The sequence below is a fragment of the Pseudomonas sp. A34-9 genome, assembly GCF_029543085.1.
Classification (GTDB): Bacteria; Pseudomonadota; Gammaproteobacteria; order Pseudomonadales; family Pseudomonadaceae; genus Aquipseudomonas.
Genome location: NZ_CP119967.1, coordinates 3680367 through 3692811, shown reverse-complemented (window position 1 = coordinate 3692811; position 12445 = coordinate 3680367). Strand labels below are relative to the sequence as shown.

13 protein-coding genes and 1 riboswitch are annotated in these 12445 nt (G+C 60.6%); of the genes, 6 read left to right on the top strand and 7 right to left on the bottom strand.

Features of this window, described 5'->3' with window-relative positions; translation table 11 throughout:
* Positions 1 to 109: 109 nt before the first annotated feature.
* The 4 genes from P3G59_RS16390 to P3G59_RS16375 form a co-directional block, all read right to left on the bottom strand.
* Positions 110 to 2263: a TonB-dependent siderophore receptor gene (locus P3G59_RS16390; RefSeq protein ID WP_277758085.1), complete on the bottom strand. Its 2154-nt coding sequence runs from the start codon at positions 2261 to 2263 to the stop codon at positions 110 to 112.
* A 275-nt stretch (positions 2264 to 2538) separates the two neighbouring features.
* A complete protein-coding gene (yghU, locus tag P3G59_RS16385) occupies positions 2539 to 3378 on the bottom strand; it encodes a glutathione-dependent disulfide-bond oxidoreductase (RefSeq protein WP_277758084.1) in 840 nt (279 codons plus the stop codon).
* Between the two features lie 129 nt (positions 3379 to 3507).
* Positions 3508 to 3918, bottom strand: a complete 411-nt coding sequence (locus tag P3G59_RS16380; protein ID WP_277758083.1) for a GFA family protein — start codon at positions 3916 to 3918, stop codon at positions 3508 to 3510.
* A 163-nt stretch (positions 3919 to 4081) separates the two neighbouring features.
* Complete coding sequence (locus P3G59_RS16375; protein ID WP_277758082.1) at positions 4082 to 5035, bottom strand: LysR family transcriptional regulator; 954 nt, start codon at positions 5033 to 5035, stop codon at positions 4082 to 4084.
* A 123-nt stretch (positions 5036 to 5158) separates the two neighbouring features.
* Between P3G59_RS16375 and P3G59_RS16370 the strand changes: the two genes are divergently transcribed.
* The 4 genes from P3G59_RS16370 (at position 5159) to P3G59_RS16355 (ending at position 8589) form a co-directional block, all read left to right on the top strand.
* Positions 5159 to 5434, top strand: coding sequence for a DUF2798 domain-containing protein (locus tag P3G59_RS16370; RefSeq protein WP_277758081.1), 276 nt, complete (start codon positions 5159 to 5161; stop codon positions 5432 to 5434).
* Positions 5435 to 5467: 33 nt separating this feature from the next.
* A complete protein-coding gene (locus P3G59_RS16365) occupies positions 5468 to 5881 on the top strand; it encodes a hypothetical protein (RefSeq protein WP_277758080.1) in 414 nt (137 codons plus the stop codon).
* Entirely contained in the window at positions 5850 to 7637 is a 1788-nt protein-coding gene (locus tag P3G59_RS16360; protein WP_277758079.1) for a thiamine pyrophosphate-requiring protein, read from the top strand. The genes P3G59_RS16365 and P3G59_RS16360 overlap by 32 nt, the downstream gene beginning before the upstream one ends.
* Before the next feature lie 235 nt (positions 7638 to 7872).
* Entirely contained in the window at positions 7873 to 8589 is a 717-nt protein-coding gene (locus tag P3G59_RS16355; RefSeq protein WP_277758078.1) for a DUF72 domain-containing protein, read from the top strand.
* A gap of 1 nt (position 8590) precedes the next feature.
* On the opposite strand, the gene mntP is transcribed toward P3G59_RS16355, so the two are convergent.
* From mntP to P3G59_RS16340, 3 genes are all read right to left on the bottom strand, one after another.
* Positions 8591 to 9154, bottom strand: coding sequence for a manganese efflux pump MntP (gene mntP, locus P3G59_RS16350; protein ID WP_277758077.1), 564 nt, complete (start codon positions 9152 to 9154; stop codon positions 8591 to 8593).
* Between the two features lie 5 nt (positions 9155 to 9159).
* A riboswitch (yybP-ykoY riboswitch) is annotated at positions 9160 to 9332 on the bottom strand.
* A gap of 63 nt (positions 9333 to 9395) precedes the next feature.
* The gene (locus tag P3G59_RS16345) at positions 9396 to 10769 is read right to left on the bottom strand and encodes an ATP-binding protein (RefSeq protein WP_277758076.1); all 1374 of its coding nucleotides are present in this window, start codon (positions 10767 to 10769) and stop codon (positions 9396 to 9398) included.
* Positions 10766 to 11428: a response regulator gene (locus P3G59_RS16340; RefSeq protein ID WP_277758075.1), complete on the bottom strand. Its 663-nt coding sequence runs from the start codon at positions 11426 to 11428 to the stop codon at positions 10766 to 10768. Before P3G59_RS16340 ends, P3G59_RS16345 begins: the two co-directional genes overlap by 4 nt.
* A gap of 170 nt (positions 11429 to 11598) precedes the next feature.
* On the opposite strand from P3G59_RS16340, the gene P3G59_RS16335 reads away from it, so the two are divergent.
* Together P3G59_RS16335 and P3G59_RS16330 are read left to right on the top strand one after the other, a co-directional pair.
* Positions 11599 to 11865, top strand: a complete 267-nt coding sequence (locus P3G59_RS16335; protein WP_007960465.1) for a PepSY domain-containing protein — start codon at positions 11599 to 11601, stop codon at positions 11863 to 11865.
* Positions 11865 to 12410, top strand: coding sequence for a cytochrome b/b6 domain-containing protein (locus tag P3G59_RS16330; RefSeq protein ID WP_277758074.1), 546 nt, complete (start codon positions 11865 to 11867; stop codon positions 12408 to 12410). The genes P3G59_RS16335 and P3G59_RS16330 overlap by 1 nt, the downstream gene beginning before the upstream one ends.
* The last annotated feature ends 35 nt before the right edge of the window (positions 12411 to 12445 follow it).

The window sequence follows — 12445 nt, the reverse complement described above, 5'->3', positions numbered from 1 at the left end:
GACTAACGGTTATTGCTGCTCATGACTAATCAAGAGGCCAGAAAGTACAAGGGCGCCGTGGATGTCCTCGGCGCCCTGGTTTTTTGCTGCTGATCAGAACGTCAGCGACTCAGAACTTGTACTTGGCCGTCAGCATGTAGCTGCGCGGAGTGCCGTAGTTGTCGTTGGATCCCCACGTGACATCGGAACCGATGGCGGAGTAGTAGACGCGGTCGAAGATGTTGTTCGCGTTGACCTGCAGATCCAGGTGTTTGTTGACTTCGTAGCCGGCCATCAGGTCAGTCACCGCGTAGCCACCCTGTTCGAGGCGATAGCTACCGTTGTTGGCGAGGGTGATGTCGTTGTACATGCGGCTCTGCCAATAGATGTCGCCACCCACGCGCAGGTGTTGCAGCGGGCCCTGGAAGCGATACACGGTGGACACCTTGAACAGATGCTCCGGCGTGTCGGTGTCGAAACGCTGATTGTTGTTGGCCGGGTTTTCATCCTTGATGTAGTGCGAGCGGGTGTAGGTGTAGCCGGCGCCGACCTGCCAGTTGTCGGTCAGGGCGCCTTGCAGCTCCATGTCCACGCCCTGACTGCGCACCTTGCCCGACGACCCGTAGCAGGTCATGACCGGGCAACCGAACTGATTGTCGGCCAGGGTGGCGCGGCCGGTCTGGTCCATCTGGAATAACGCCAGGCTGGCGTTGAGCGCGCCGTTGAAGTACTCGCCCTTGATGCCCACTTCGTAGTTTTCACCGACGATCGGGTCGAGCACTTTGCCGCCGAGGTCTTTTTGGGTTTGCGGGGTGAAGATGTCGGTGTAGCTGGCGTACACCGAGTGATGGTCGTCGAGTTTGTAGATCAGACCGGCATAGCGGGTGAGGTTACGGGTGACTTTGTAGTCGCCATCGCCGGAGCGGTCATCGTAGTCATACCAGTCGAGACGGCTGCCGAGGATCAGCGTCAGCGGATCGGCCAGGCTCAGGCGGGTGGTCAGGTACACCGCGTCCTGGGTGGTGACGCTGCGGGTTTTGCCGTCACGCACGAAGTCTGGCTTGGGCGCGCCGATCGGCCAGGCGGTGGTGTACGGGTCGTATTCCTTGGTGGTCGCGTCATACACCCGGTCGCTGATGCCGACGACCAGTTCGTGGCTGCGGCCGAATGCTTCAAACGGGCCACTGGCGAAGACGTCGAGCGAGCGCTGTTTGTCGGTGTGATGGGATTGATAGGCCGTGGTTTCCAGCGGGCCGGCATAGCGCGACAGGTAAGTGCCGGAGAACTCGCCGTCGAGGGTCGAGGACGAGCCGGCGACGTGCAGTTTCCAGTCGTTGTCGAAGCGATGCTCGACTTCACCGAATACGGTGTCGATTTGCAGCTTGCGGTTTTCCCAGTCGGTCCCCGGGTAAGTGGAGCGGGGCAGATCGAGGTGATGGCCGTTGGTGCCAATCGGCAGGCCGCCCCAGAAATAGTTGGTTTGCTCATTCTGCCGCGAGAAGCCGAGGGTCGCGGTGGTGCTGTCGCTCAGGTCGGCCTCACCGATGGTGTAGAACAAGCCGTGGTCACTTTCTTCCTTGTCGCGGAAGCTATCAGCGCCCTGATACGAACTGACTACGCGGCCACGCAAGGTGCCGCTTTCGTTCAAGGGGCTAGAAGCGTCGATTTCGCCACGGTAGTCATCCCAGCTGCCGGCGGCACCGGTGAGGGTTACGCGTTGATCGGCGGTCGGGCGTTTGCGCACCATGTTTATCGCCGCCGACGGGTTGCCGGCACCGGTGACCAGCCCGGTTGCACCGCGGACGATTTCGACGCGGTCGAACATCGCCAGGTTCGGTTGCACCGCCATGGCGTACGGCGAGTAAGCACTGGGCAGGCCGTCGTACATGATGTTGTCGATGTCGAAGCCGCGCGCCTTGTAAGTCTGTCGCCCCGGGCCGCTGGCCTGACTGAGGAACAACCCCGGCGTGCCTTTGACCACGTCGTTGATGCTGGTCATGTTCTGGTCGTCCATGCGCTGACGGGTGATCACCGTAACCGCCTGAGGCGTTTCGCGCATGGTCAGCGACAGCTTGGTCGCCGTCTGCATCGGGCCAGTGGTGTAGGACTGGGTGTCTTCGGTGGTGCTGCTCATTTGGGTGGCGCCGATCTCAGTGGCGTCCAGTTCCAGCGTGGTGGGGGTTGTTTCGTCGGCCAGTGCCGGTGCGATGCTGGCCATGCAGATGGCGACCGCCAACAGGTTAGGTGAACGGTGTGAGCGGCGGTAAATGGTGCGAAACGACATCAATCTGCTTCCCCAAATGATACGAAAACGAATCCAGTGCGAGTGCGTGTAGGAATTATTCGCATTAGTGTGTCAGATCATTCCGGGTGAAGAAAGCCGTACGGCTCAGTTAGTTAACGAATTTTTCACATTGTGGCGGGCGCTCTATGTCGCGGGTTGGCGTCGATACGAGCGTTTTTCGAGGGGCCCGCGAGGGCGGAATCAAGGCGCAGCGTGCCGATCACACATCCGTGCGATCGGCGCTGATTAAGCAGGAGAGGTGATGAACAGAACGGTCAGTTTAAATCGCTGGCGTCGTGCCGCTCGGGCACTTGCGTCGCTTCATCGCCCCACGTGCGATTGACGCGTTGCCCACGAATGACTGCCGGCCGCTTGGAAATGTCCTCTGCCCAACGTTGCACATGCGTGTATTCGTGCGCCGCGAGAAACTCGGCCGCTGAATAAACGTTGTTGCGCACCAGTTGCCCGTACCACGGCCAGACCGCGATGTCGGCGATGGTGTAGCTGTCGCCGGCCAGATAGGCGCTTTCGGCCAGGCGTCGATCCAGCACATCCAGTTGGCGCTTGGCTTCCATGGTGAAGCGGTTGATCGGGTACTCCATCTTTTCCGGCGCATAGGCATAGAAATGCCCGAAACCACCGCCCAAGTACGGCGCGGCGCCCATTTGCCAGAACAGCCAGTTCAAGGTTTCGGTGCGGCCGGCCGGGTCTTTCGGCAGGAAGGCGCCGAACTTTTCGGCCAGATACAGCAGGATCGAACCGGATTCGAACACCCGAATCGGCGGCTCAACGCTACGGTCCAGTAGCGCCGGGATTTTCGAGTTCGGGTTGATCTCGACAAAACCGCTGGAGAACTGATCGCCCTCGCCAATGCGGATCAGCCAGGCATCGTATTCGGCATCGCTGTGCCCCAGCGCTAACAGCTCTTCCAGCAGAATCGTCACTTTGACGCCGTTGGGCGTGGCCAGCGAATACAGCTGCAACGGATGTTTGCCGACGGGCAGCGTCTTGTCGTGGGTGGGGCCGGCAATCGGTCGATTGATACTGGCGAACTGTCCTCCGGACGGGGCTTCGTTTTTCCAGACCTGGGGCGGAACGTACGGCGCTTTGCTCATGAAAGGGGCCTCATCGTTGGCGAGTGGAAAAAATATCTGCTGAGAATAGACAGGACACCACAGAAGCGACTGTGTATTCCAGTGGCTGACCGATGCGATGGGAGTGGCAGCGTACGGGTACGTTCAGTCTCAGCGCTGCGGCCATTGATCCTTGATTTCAAACCACGGCGCCTTCGACGTCACTTCGACGTGTTGCTGTTTTTCGCTGGTGAACGGTGTGTCCAGCGTGCCCAGCGCGACCGAGATCCATTCCCTGTGCTCACCCTCATCACGCGCCCAGAACAGTGACGAGCCGCAGTGCGAGCAGAACTGGCGCTGTACCGCTTCAGAAGACCGGTAAGACTTGACTTGTTCGGCGCCCGCCAGCAATTCCAGATTCTGGCGCAGCACGCTGCCGAAGCTCGCAAATGCCGCGCCATGGCTTTTGCGGCACTGGCTGCAGTGGCAGTGCGAAAGCGCTTTGGGCCGTGAGCGGATCTGGTATTTCACCGTTCCGCACAGGCAACTGCCCCGGAAGGTCTGAGGGGAAGGCGTGAGCATTATTATTGGGAGTCCTTATCAGTGATGGCGTGTTTCAGGCTGTCGGGTGACTGCGGCAGAAACTAAGGCAAAGCAGAAACAGGGCGCCGAGTGTTTTTTCATTGTTGTTTTCTTCCGTGATGGGCCGTTTTGACGGGATGGACTTTGCCCGATTTCGCCCACTTCAGCGAGCCTCTTTGAGGCCCTCGGCAAAAACATTGATGGTCGGCCAGCGCTGGGCCAAATGTTCGCTCAGATAGTCCAGAAAGGCTTTGACCTTCGGCGTCATCGCCGCGCGTTCCTGTACGCAGGCGTAGATGTCCATTGGGTCGACAACGCAGTGGGTGGCGTCGCTGTGTTCAAACAACGGCACCAATTGCCCGCTCGCCAGGTAAGGCGCCGCGACAAACTCTGCCAGCCGGGTGACCCCGGCGCCGTGCACCGCCATTTGCGCCAACGCATCGATGTCATCACTGATGGCGGTGGCATTGATGGGGGCATCGAAACGCCGGCCGTCGCGAGTAAAACTCCAGCGCAGAAAACGCCCGTCCAAGGGATAACGAAACGCCAGGCAAGCGTGGTTTTGCAAGTCGTCTGGTGATTGCGGGCGACCGGCGCGTTGTAGATAAGACGGCGCGGCGCACATGATGAAGGGCAGCGAAACGATCTTGCGCGCGACGATGCCGTCCTCCAGTTGCGGTTTGATCCGCAGGCTCAGATCGATGCCGTCCTGGATGTGGTTGATCTTGCCGTTGGTGGTCGAGAGTTCGATGAGCAGACTCGGATGCCGGGCAGCGAAACCGGCGATCAGCGAGGCCAGCACATGGCGGCCGAACGCAGACGTCGAAGCAATACTCAGGCGGCCCTGCAGCTCGGTTTCATCGCTGCAGATCGAGCTTTGCGCAGCTTCCAGATCCGCGGCAATACGACGGACTTTCTCGTAGTACACCGCGCCGTTTTCGGTAAGCGCCATGCTGCGCGTGGTGCGCTGCAACAGGCGCACGCCCAGATGCGCCTCCAGCCGATTGATCGTCTGGCTCACCGCCGCCGCGCTCACGCCCAAGGTCTTGGCGGCGCCGACAATCGAGCCGGCTTCGACCACTTTGATAAAGCTGGCAATCGCCGCTAACAGATTCATCCATGTCCCGCCAAGGGTTGATTCGTAAGTTGTGCTTTATAAAGTACCTGCGATTAACCGTCTAGTTGCAGCACAAGGGCTTTGCTAACGTGCGCTCTCCCTGTCAATGGATGGAAACGCCTTATGAGTCAACCAACCAACTCCGAAGCCATGATCCTTGGCCGTCGAAAGCTGTCGCCGCGCGCCACGCCTTATGTGTTCGCGTTGTACATGGCGACGATCATGGCGTTTCTGATGTCGCTGGTGATCACCGCTGCCAACTCGGGCATTGATAACGATTACCTGAGTAATGCCTTGCACGCTTACAAGCTGGCGATGCCGGTGGCGTTCCTTTGCATCCTGGTTGTGCGGCCGATGGTGATCAAACTGGTGGCGTGGACGGTACACCCGCATCGTTGAAAGGCCGCGCCTCACCGCCGACCGTAAGGTCTTGTGGATGCCTCAGAAAAACTCGTCGAGCAACTGATAAAAGGCGATCCGCTGCTGATCCGGCTCGACGCCATAAACCTCGAAAAAAAAGGGCAGCCACTGGGCGCCGAGGTTGCGCGTGATGCCTCTGCTGCGAGCGTGACGATCTGCTGCGGCGAGAGGTGCTCGCTGCTGGCCAGATCGCGACCGGCCACGGCGGTCATCAACAGCCAGTTGTGTTGCGCTTGCGTGGTTGTGCTGCTCTGGCGCCTTTGTTCGCAAACCAGGATCGGCGCAAAGAAATCCATCGAAACTTCGCCAACGCCTCGAGTGTCCAGACCCTTACACCTCCCGGCGGATGTGCTGCCGGGACAGCTCCAGGTAACGGAGAAAGGCGAGGATCGAGATGACGATGACAGTGGGAGACTTTCTGGTTGAGCGGCTCAGCCAATGGGGCGTTACGCGGATTTTTGGTTATCCGGGTGACGGCATCAACGGCGTGTTCGGCGCGCTCAGTCGGGCCAAGGGAAAGATCGAATTCGTCCAGGCGCGCCATGAAGAAATGGCTGCGTTCATGGCCTCGGCACACGCCAAGTTCACCGGCGAGTTGGGGGTGTGCATCGCCACCTCAGGCCCGGGCGCCTCGCACCTGATCACCGGCCTCTACGATGCCCGCATGGACCACATGCCAGTGCTGGCCATTGTCGGGCAGCAGGCACGCACGGCGTTGGGCAGTCACTATCAGCAAGAGCTTGATCTGGTGTCGATGTTCAAGGATGTCGCCGGGGCATTTGTGCAGCAGGCTTTGGTGCCTTCACAGGTGCGGCATCTGCTCGATCGGGCAGTGCGCACGGCAGTGGGCGAACGCCGGGTGACTGCGCTCATTTTGCCCAACGATTTACAGGACCTGGAATACGAGGCCCCGGCGCGCGCGCATGGCACGGCGCATTCCGGTGTCGGTTATACAAAACCCAAAGTGCTGCCTTATGACGTGGATCTGCAGCGTGCCGCCGACGTTTTGAACGCGGGAGAAAAGGTTGCGATTCTGGTTGGCGCAGGGGCTTTGCAGGCGACCGATCAAGTCATCGCGGTGGCCGAAAAACTCGGCGCCGGTGTGGCCAAGGCCCTTTTAGGCAAAGCCGTGCTACCCGACGATCTGCCTTGGGTCACCGGCAGCATCGGCCTGCTCGGCACCGAGCCGAGCTACAAGCTGATGAGCGAATGCGACACTTTGCTGATGATCGGTTCGGGTTTTCCCTACGCGGAATTTCTGCCCAAGGAAGGCCAGGCGCGGGGCGTTCAAATCGATTTGCAGCCCGACATGCTCAGCCTGCGCTACCCGATGGAGGTCAATCTGGTTGGCGACTCGGCGGAAACCCTCGCCGCGTTGTTGCCGCTGCTCGAGCAGAAAACCTCCGGCAAGTGGCGCAAGAAAGTCGAAGGCTGGCGCGGCAGCTGGGAGAAAACCCTGGAAAAACGCGCGATGGCCAAAGCTGACCCGGTCAACCCGCAAAGGGTGGTGTATGAGTTGTCGCCGCGCCTGCCCGAACAGGCAATCATCACCAGCGACTCCGGTTCGTGTGCCAACTGGTATGCCCGTGATCTGAAGATTCGCCGTGGCATGCAATGTTCATTATCTGGAGGCCTGGCCTCGATGGGCGCCGCTGTGCCTTACGCCATCGCCGCCAAATTCGCCCACCCCGAGCGTACGGTCATTGCACTGGTAGGTGACGGTGCGATGCAAATGAACAATATGGCCGAGCTGATTACCGTCGCCAAATACTGGCGACAGTGGGCGAGCCCGAAATGGATCTGCGCGGTGTTCAACAATGAGGACCTCAATCAGGTTACGTGGGAGCAGCGGGTGATGGAGGGTGATCCGAAGTTCGAAGCTTCGCAAAGCATTCCCGATGTGCCTTACCACTTGTTCGCCATCTCGATTGGCCTGAAAGGCATTTTCGTTGATCGCGAAGAAGACGTCGCCGCTGCCTGGGAGCAGGCACTGGCCTCGGAGGTGCCGGTGTTGATCGAGTTCAAGACGGATCCGAATGTGCCGCCGCTGCCACCGCACATCAAACTTGAACAGGCGAAGAAGTTCGCCACGACGCTGCTCAAGGGCGATCCGGATGAAGCCGGGGTGATCCTGCAAACCGCCAAACAGATGCTCGGCGCGGTGTTGCCCGGCAAAAAATAACCGGTTGATCGACAGACTGCTGTAGGAGCTGCCGAAGGCTGCGATCTCTTGATTGATCGTTCCCACGCTCTGCGTGGGAACGCCTCCAGGGACGCTCCGCGTCCAGTGACGCGGAGCGTCACGGGCTGCATTCCCACGCGGAACGTGGGAACGATCAAACGATCAATCAACGCAGAGCGCGGGAACGATCAAGATCGCAGCCTGCGGCAGTTCCTACAGGTCAGGAGGCGTGCTTTTGATTTTCATTGGTTGTGCAGGCTGGAATCTGGGGCGCGAACACTGGCCGGCATTTGCGGCTGATGGCACGCATTTGCAGCGCTACGCCACGCGCCTCAACGGCGTGGAAATCAACAGTTCGTTCTACCGCCCGCATCGTCGGCAAACCTACGAGCGTTGGGCCGATGGTGTACCAGAGAGCTTCCGCTTTTCGGTGAAAATGCCGAAACACATCACCCATGAACTGCGCTTGGCAAGCTGCGAGTCGGCGCTTGACCGGTTTCTGCATGAATGCGCCGGTCTGGGCGACCGTTTGGGCTGCTTGCTCGTGCAATTGCCGCCATCGCTGGCGTTCGAAGAAGCCTGTGCCGACACCTTTTTCACGACATTGCGTCAGCGGTTCTGCGGCGCCGTAGTGCTCGAGCCAAGGCATCAATCGTGGGTCAGCGCCGAGCCGATGCTAATGACTCATCAGATTGCCCAAGCGGCAGTCGATCCTTCGCGCATCAGCGGTGATATTTCGCCCGGTGGCTGGCCGGAAACGAAGTACTGGCGACTGCACGGTTCACCGCGCATTTACCACAGCGCCTACGCTTCGGAGTATCTGCAAAACCTCGCGCAAGTCTTGCAATCAGCGGCCGCAGCAGGCGCCGCGACCTGGTGCATTTTCGACAACACCGCCAGCGGCGCAGCGCTCGGCAATGCCTTGGCGCTGGCAACGCTGACTGGAGGTTGAATCAGACCGACAAGTGCTCATACAAAATCGTCGCACCGACAATCATCAGCACCACACCACCAACGATTTCCGCGCGCTTGCCCACCACCGCACCGAGCACTCGGCCAAGCATCACGCCAATGGTCACCATGGTCATGGTCGCCAGGCCGATCGCCGCTGCGGCGAGCCAAATATTCACGTCGACAAACGCCAGGCCGACGCCGACCGCGAGCGCATCGATGCTGGTGGCAAACGCGGTGACCGCGAGAATCAGAAAGGAGTGCGAACCCGGTTTTTCTGCTTCCTCTTCTTCATGTTTCAGGCCGTTGTAGATCATGTGCAGGCCGAGAATCACCAGCAGGGTGAAGGCGATCCAGTGGTCCCATTCGGCAACCCAGCGGGTCGCCGCCTGGCCGATCAGCCAGCCGATGATGGGCGTGATGGCTTCGATCACACCGAAGATCAGGCCGGTGCGCAGGGCTTCGGTGAGGCGCGGTTTGTGCAGGCTGGAGCCTTTGCCGATGGCGGCGGCGAACGCATCCGTGGACATGGCCAAAGCGAGGAATATGAGGGAAACAGGATTCACGGGGCACACTTCCAGTCGGGCTATGAGTCAACGACACAACCACACGCCCGACTTTAGGCATGGATGTGTCGTCGGTCTCACCAACCAAAAGGTGTTCGTACCACGGCATGTTGCCGAGAATGTTGATACGAACGCTTCCGAAAGGCTCGGAAACAGGCTACTCCCCAACGAGGAGGCGGATCTTAACAGGTCGATATGAAAATTTCGTCAAAACCGCCGTATTGAAATGAAGAGCAACACGTCACGCCGGCTTCTCGTTGATCCGCAACTGTGCGCACAAACCGCCACGCGGCAAGTTGTACAGCTGCAGGGTACTGCCGATCTTGCTGACGATCATCTGCACAATGGCCAGGCCCAGCCCGGCGCCATTGGCATGACCGTGGCTGTAGAAACGCTCGAACAACCGCGCATAATCCTCTTCGTCGATACCGGGGCCGGCATCCTCGACGCTGATGTACACCGCGCCGGATGTTTGTGGCTGCACCTGCACGCGCACTTCGCTGCCGGGCGGGGCGAAGTTCAAGGCGTTGGTGACCAGGTTCTGCAAGGCGATGGCCAGCGCCACAGGGTCGGTTTCGACAGGGCAGTGGTGGTCGCTGTCGAGGATCAGTTCGACGTCTTTCTCCCATGCCAGCGGCGCCAGTTCGGCAAGTTCTTCGCGCACCAGCGCGGTGAGCTCCACCGCTGTTTTTTCCGGGTTGGCCAGGCGCGGCTCGATGCGCGCCATGGTCAGCAACTGGCTGGCGATCCGGGTGGCGCGGTCCACCGCGCTGACCAGAAACTCCAGCGCCTCGTCGCGTTGTTGCGCGGTATTGGCGAGCTGGGCGTTTTGCGCGTGAATGCGCAGGATCGCCAGCGGCGTGCGCAATTCATGGGCGGCGTCGGCGATGAAGCGGCGTTCGCGGGCGAGCAGATTGTCGATCTGCTGCAACAGACGATTGAGCGCGGTTTGCATCGGCTCAAGGTCGTGGGGCAGGGGGCTGAGATTCAGCGGTTTGAGGGTGTCGGTGTTGCGCCCGCGAATGGTCTGCGCCATGGCCCGCAAGGGGTGCAGGCCCCAGCCGATGGTCAGCCAGATCAGGGCCGTCAGCACCGGCACGCCGATCACACTCGGCCATAGCGTGTGGCCGACAATGCGCTCGATCAGATCCTGGCGCATGTCATCGCGCTCACCGACCCAGATCAACAGCCCTTGCTGCGAGTCCTTGAGGAGAAAGGCGCACCAGTCGCGGCCGTTTTCCATCAGGTCATGGGAACCGAGGGTGGTCGGCGGTTCTTTGAGCTCCGGCGCCTGGGCCGAGCGCATCAGTAATTGCCCGTCGCTGCGCCAGACCTGAAAGGTCAGGCGGGTTTCGTAGGGATGCGCCGCCTCGCCATCGCCGACCCGGCTCATGGCTTCATCGAAGGCCTGGTGCAGGCGCTGCCAGTCGTTGTCGCCCGGTGCGCGTTGCGCCAATACGCCTTGCAGCAGGCGTGCGCTTTGCGCCAGTTGCGCGTCGTAGACCTCTTCGATTTCATGATGACTGTCGCGCAGCACCAGCCAACTGATCAGCAGATCGCCCATCAGCACCAGGACCAGCACCGGCACCAGAATGCGCGCACGTATCGAGATCATGGTTTGCCCGCCACCACATAACCGACGCCGCGCACGGTGCGGATCAACTCGGTCGAGAGCTTTTTGCGCAGGTTGTGGATCAGCACTTCGAGGGTGTTGCTCTCGACCCGTTCCTGCCAGCCGTACAGCGCCCCGGACAGGCGCTCGCGGGTGACGACTTTGCCGGGGCGGGCCATCAACTGATGCAGCAGCTGATATTCCATCGGGGTCATGACCACCTCGTTGCCGTGCCAGGTGACTTGCTGGCTGACCGGGTCCAGGCACACGCCGGCATGTTCCAGCACCGGTTGCGCGCGGCCGTGACTGCGCCGCAGCAAGGCGCGGATGCGCGCCTTCAACTCATCGACATCGAACGGTTTGATCAGGTAGTCATCGGCACCGGCGTCGAGGCCGGCGATGCGCTCGGCCGTGCCATCGCGCGCGGTGAGGATCAGCACCGGCAAGTCCTGCGGCTCCCCGCGCAGTTGCTGGAGCAAAGTCAGGCCGTCGAGTCGTGGCAGGCCAAGGTCGAGCAGCAGCAGATCGAAGCTTTCACTGCGCAAGGCATGCAAGGCACTGAAGCCGTCCTGCAACCAGTCGAGGGTGTAGCCCTCGCTGCTCAGGGCAACGCGAATGCCTTGTCCGAGGGCACGATCATCTTCGACCAGAAGCAGGCGCATGGGCGGTTCTCTGTTTGCAATACGGGGTTTGATGGGCGGCATCATGCCGCTGCGCCGAGCGCCGTGGCAGGCCATCCGACGGGAAAGATGTAACGACTCGTTGCCAACTAAGCTTTCGCTAAGGTTGCTTTTGCACAGTGAGGCCTTCCTCATCCAGCGAGAGTGATTCCATGCGCAAACTGCTGCTGTTGTCTTTGATCGTCGCCAGCCCGCTGGCCGTCGCCGGCCCACAATGCACCACCGCCGAGCGCTCACAATGGCAAGACCAGAAGGCCTTTCAGGAACAACTGAAAGCCCAGGGCTACGAGATCAGCAAGTTCAAGGTCACCGACGGCAACTGCTACGAGATTTACGGGTTCGACAAGGACAAGCGCAAGGTCGAGATTTACCACGACCCGGTCAGCGGTAAAGCGGTCAAGACCGAGATCAAGGGCTGATGCCGAGCGCGTCCCTGCGCCTGTGGGACCCCGTGGTGCGGCTGTTTCATCTGTCGATCGCGGGCGTCTTCGTCGCCAACTACTTCTTCAATGAAGCGGGCGACGACTGGCATGTCTGGCTCGGCTATTACGCCATGGGCTGGCTGTTGGTGCGGGCGGTGTGGGGATTTATCGGGCCGCGCAGTGCGCGTTGGGCGGACTTCTGGCCAACGCCATCGCGTTTGCTCGGCCATGCACGGTCGTTGATGGCCGGGCGACCCGAGCATCGCCTCGGCCACTCGCCCATCGGCGCGCTGGTGATGATCCTGATGTTGCTGGCCTTGCTGACCCTCGGCCTCAGCGGTTGGGCGATGGAGGAGGTCGACGCCTTGTGGGGCGCCGATTGGCCGCTATCGATCCACCAGACCGCTGCGGACAGCCTGCTCGTGCTGGTCTGCATCCACATCGCTGCGGCGCTGTTTGAAAGTTTTCAGGTTCGCGACAACTTGCCGTTGTCGATGCTTACGGGACGCCGTCGCCGCTTGCCGGACGATTCGACGCGCTGACAAGGATGTCTGCCGATTGTTAACCCTCCTGTCCT

Coding starts and splice junctions, on each gene's coding strand:
- P3G59_RS16390 (WP_277758085.1), bottom strand. CDS start 2,263: ATGTCGTTTCGCACCATTTACCGCCGCTCACACCGTTCACCTAACCTG.
- yghU (WP_277758084.1), bottom strand. CDS start 3,378: ATGAGCAAAGCGCCGTACGTTCCGCCCCAGGTCTGGAAAAACGAAGCC.
- P3G59_RS16380 (WP_277758083.1), bottom strand. CDS start 3,918: ATGCTCACGCCTTCCCCTCAGACCTTCCGGGGCAGTTGCCTGTGCGGA.
- P3G59_RS16375 (WP_277758082.1), bottom strand. CDS start 5,035: ATGAATCTGTTAGCGGCGATTGCCAGCTTTATCAAAGTGGTCGAAGCC.
- P3G59_RS16370 (WP_277758081.1), top strand. CDS start 5,159: ATGAGTCAACCAACCAACTCCGAAGCCATGATCCTTGGCCGTCGAAAG.
- P3G59_RS16360 (WP_277758079.1), top strand. CDS start 5,850: ATGACGATGACAGTGGGAGACTTTCTGGTTGAGCGGCTCAGCCAATGG.
- P3G59_RS16345 (WP_277758076.1), bottom strand. CDS start 10,769: ATGATCTCGATACGTGCGCGCATTCTGGTGCCGGTGCTGGTCCTGGTG.
- P3G59_RS16340 (WP_277758075.1), bottom strand. CDS start 11,428: ATGCGCCTGCTTCTGGTCGAAGATGATCGTGCCCTCGGACAAGGCATT.
- P3G59_RS16335 (WP_007960465.1), top strand. CDS start 11,599: ATGCGCAAACTGCTGCTGTTGTCTTTGATCGTCGCCAGCCCGCTGGCC.
- P3G59_RS16330 (WP_277758074.1), top strand. CDS start 11,865: ATGCCGAGCGCGTCCCTGCGCCTGTGGGACCCCGTGGTGCGGCTGTTT.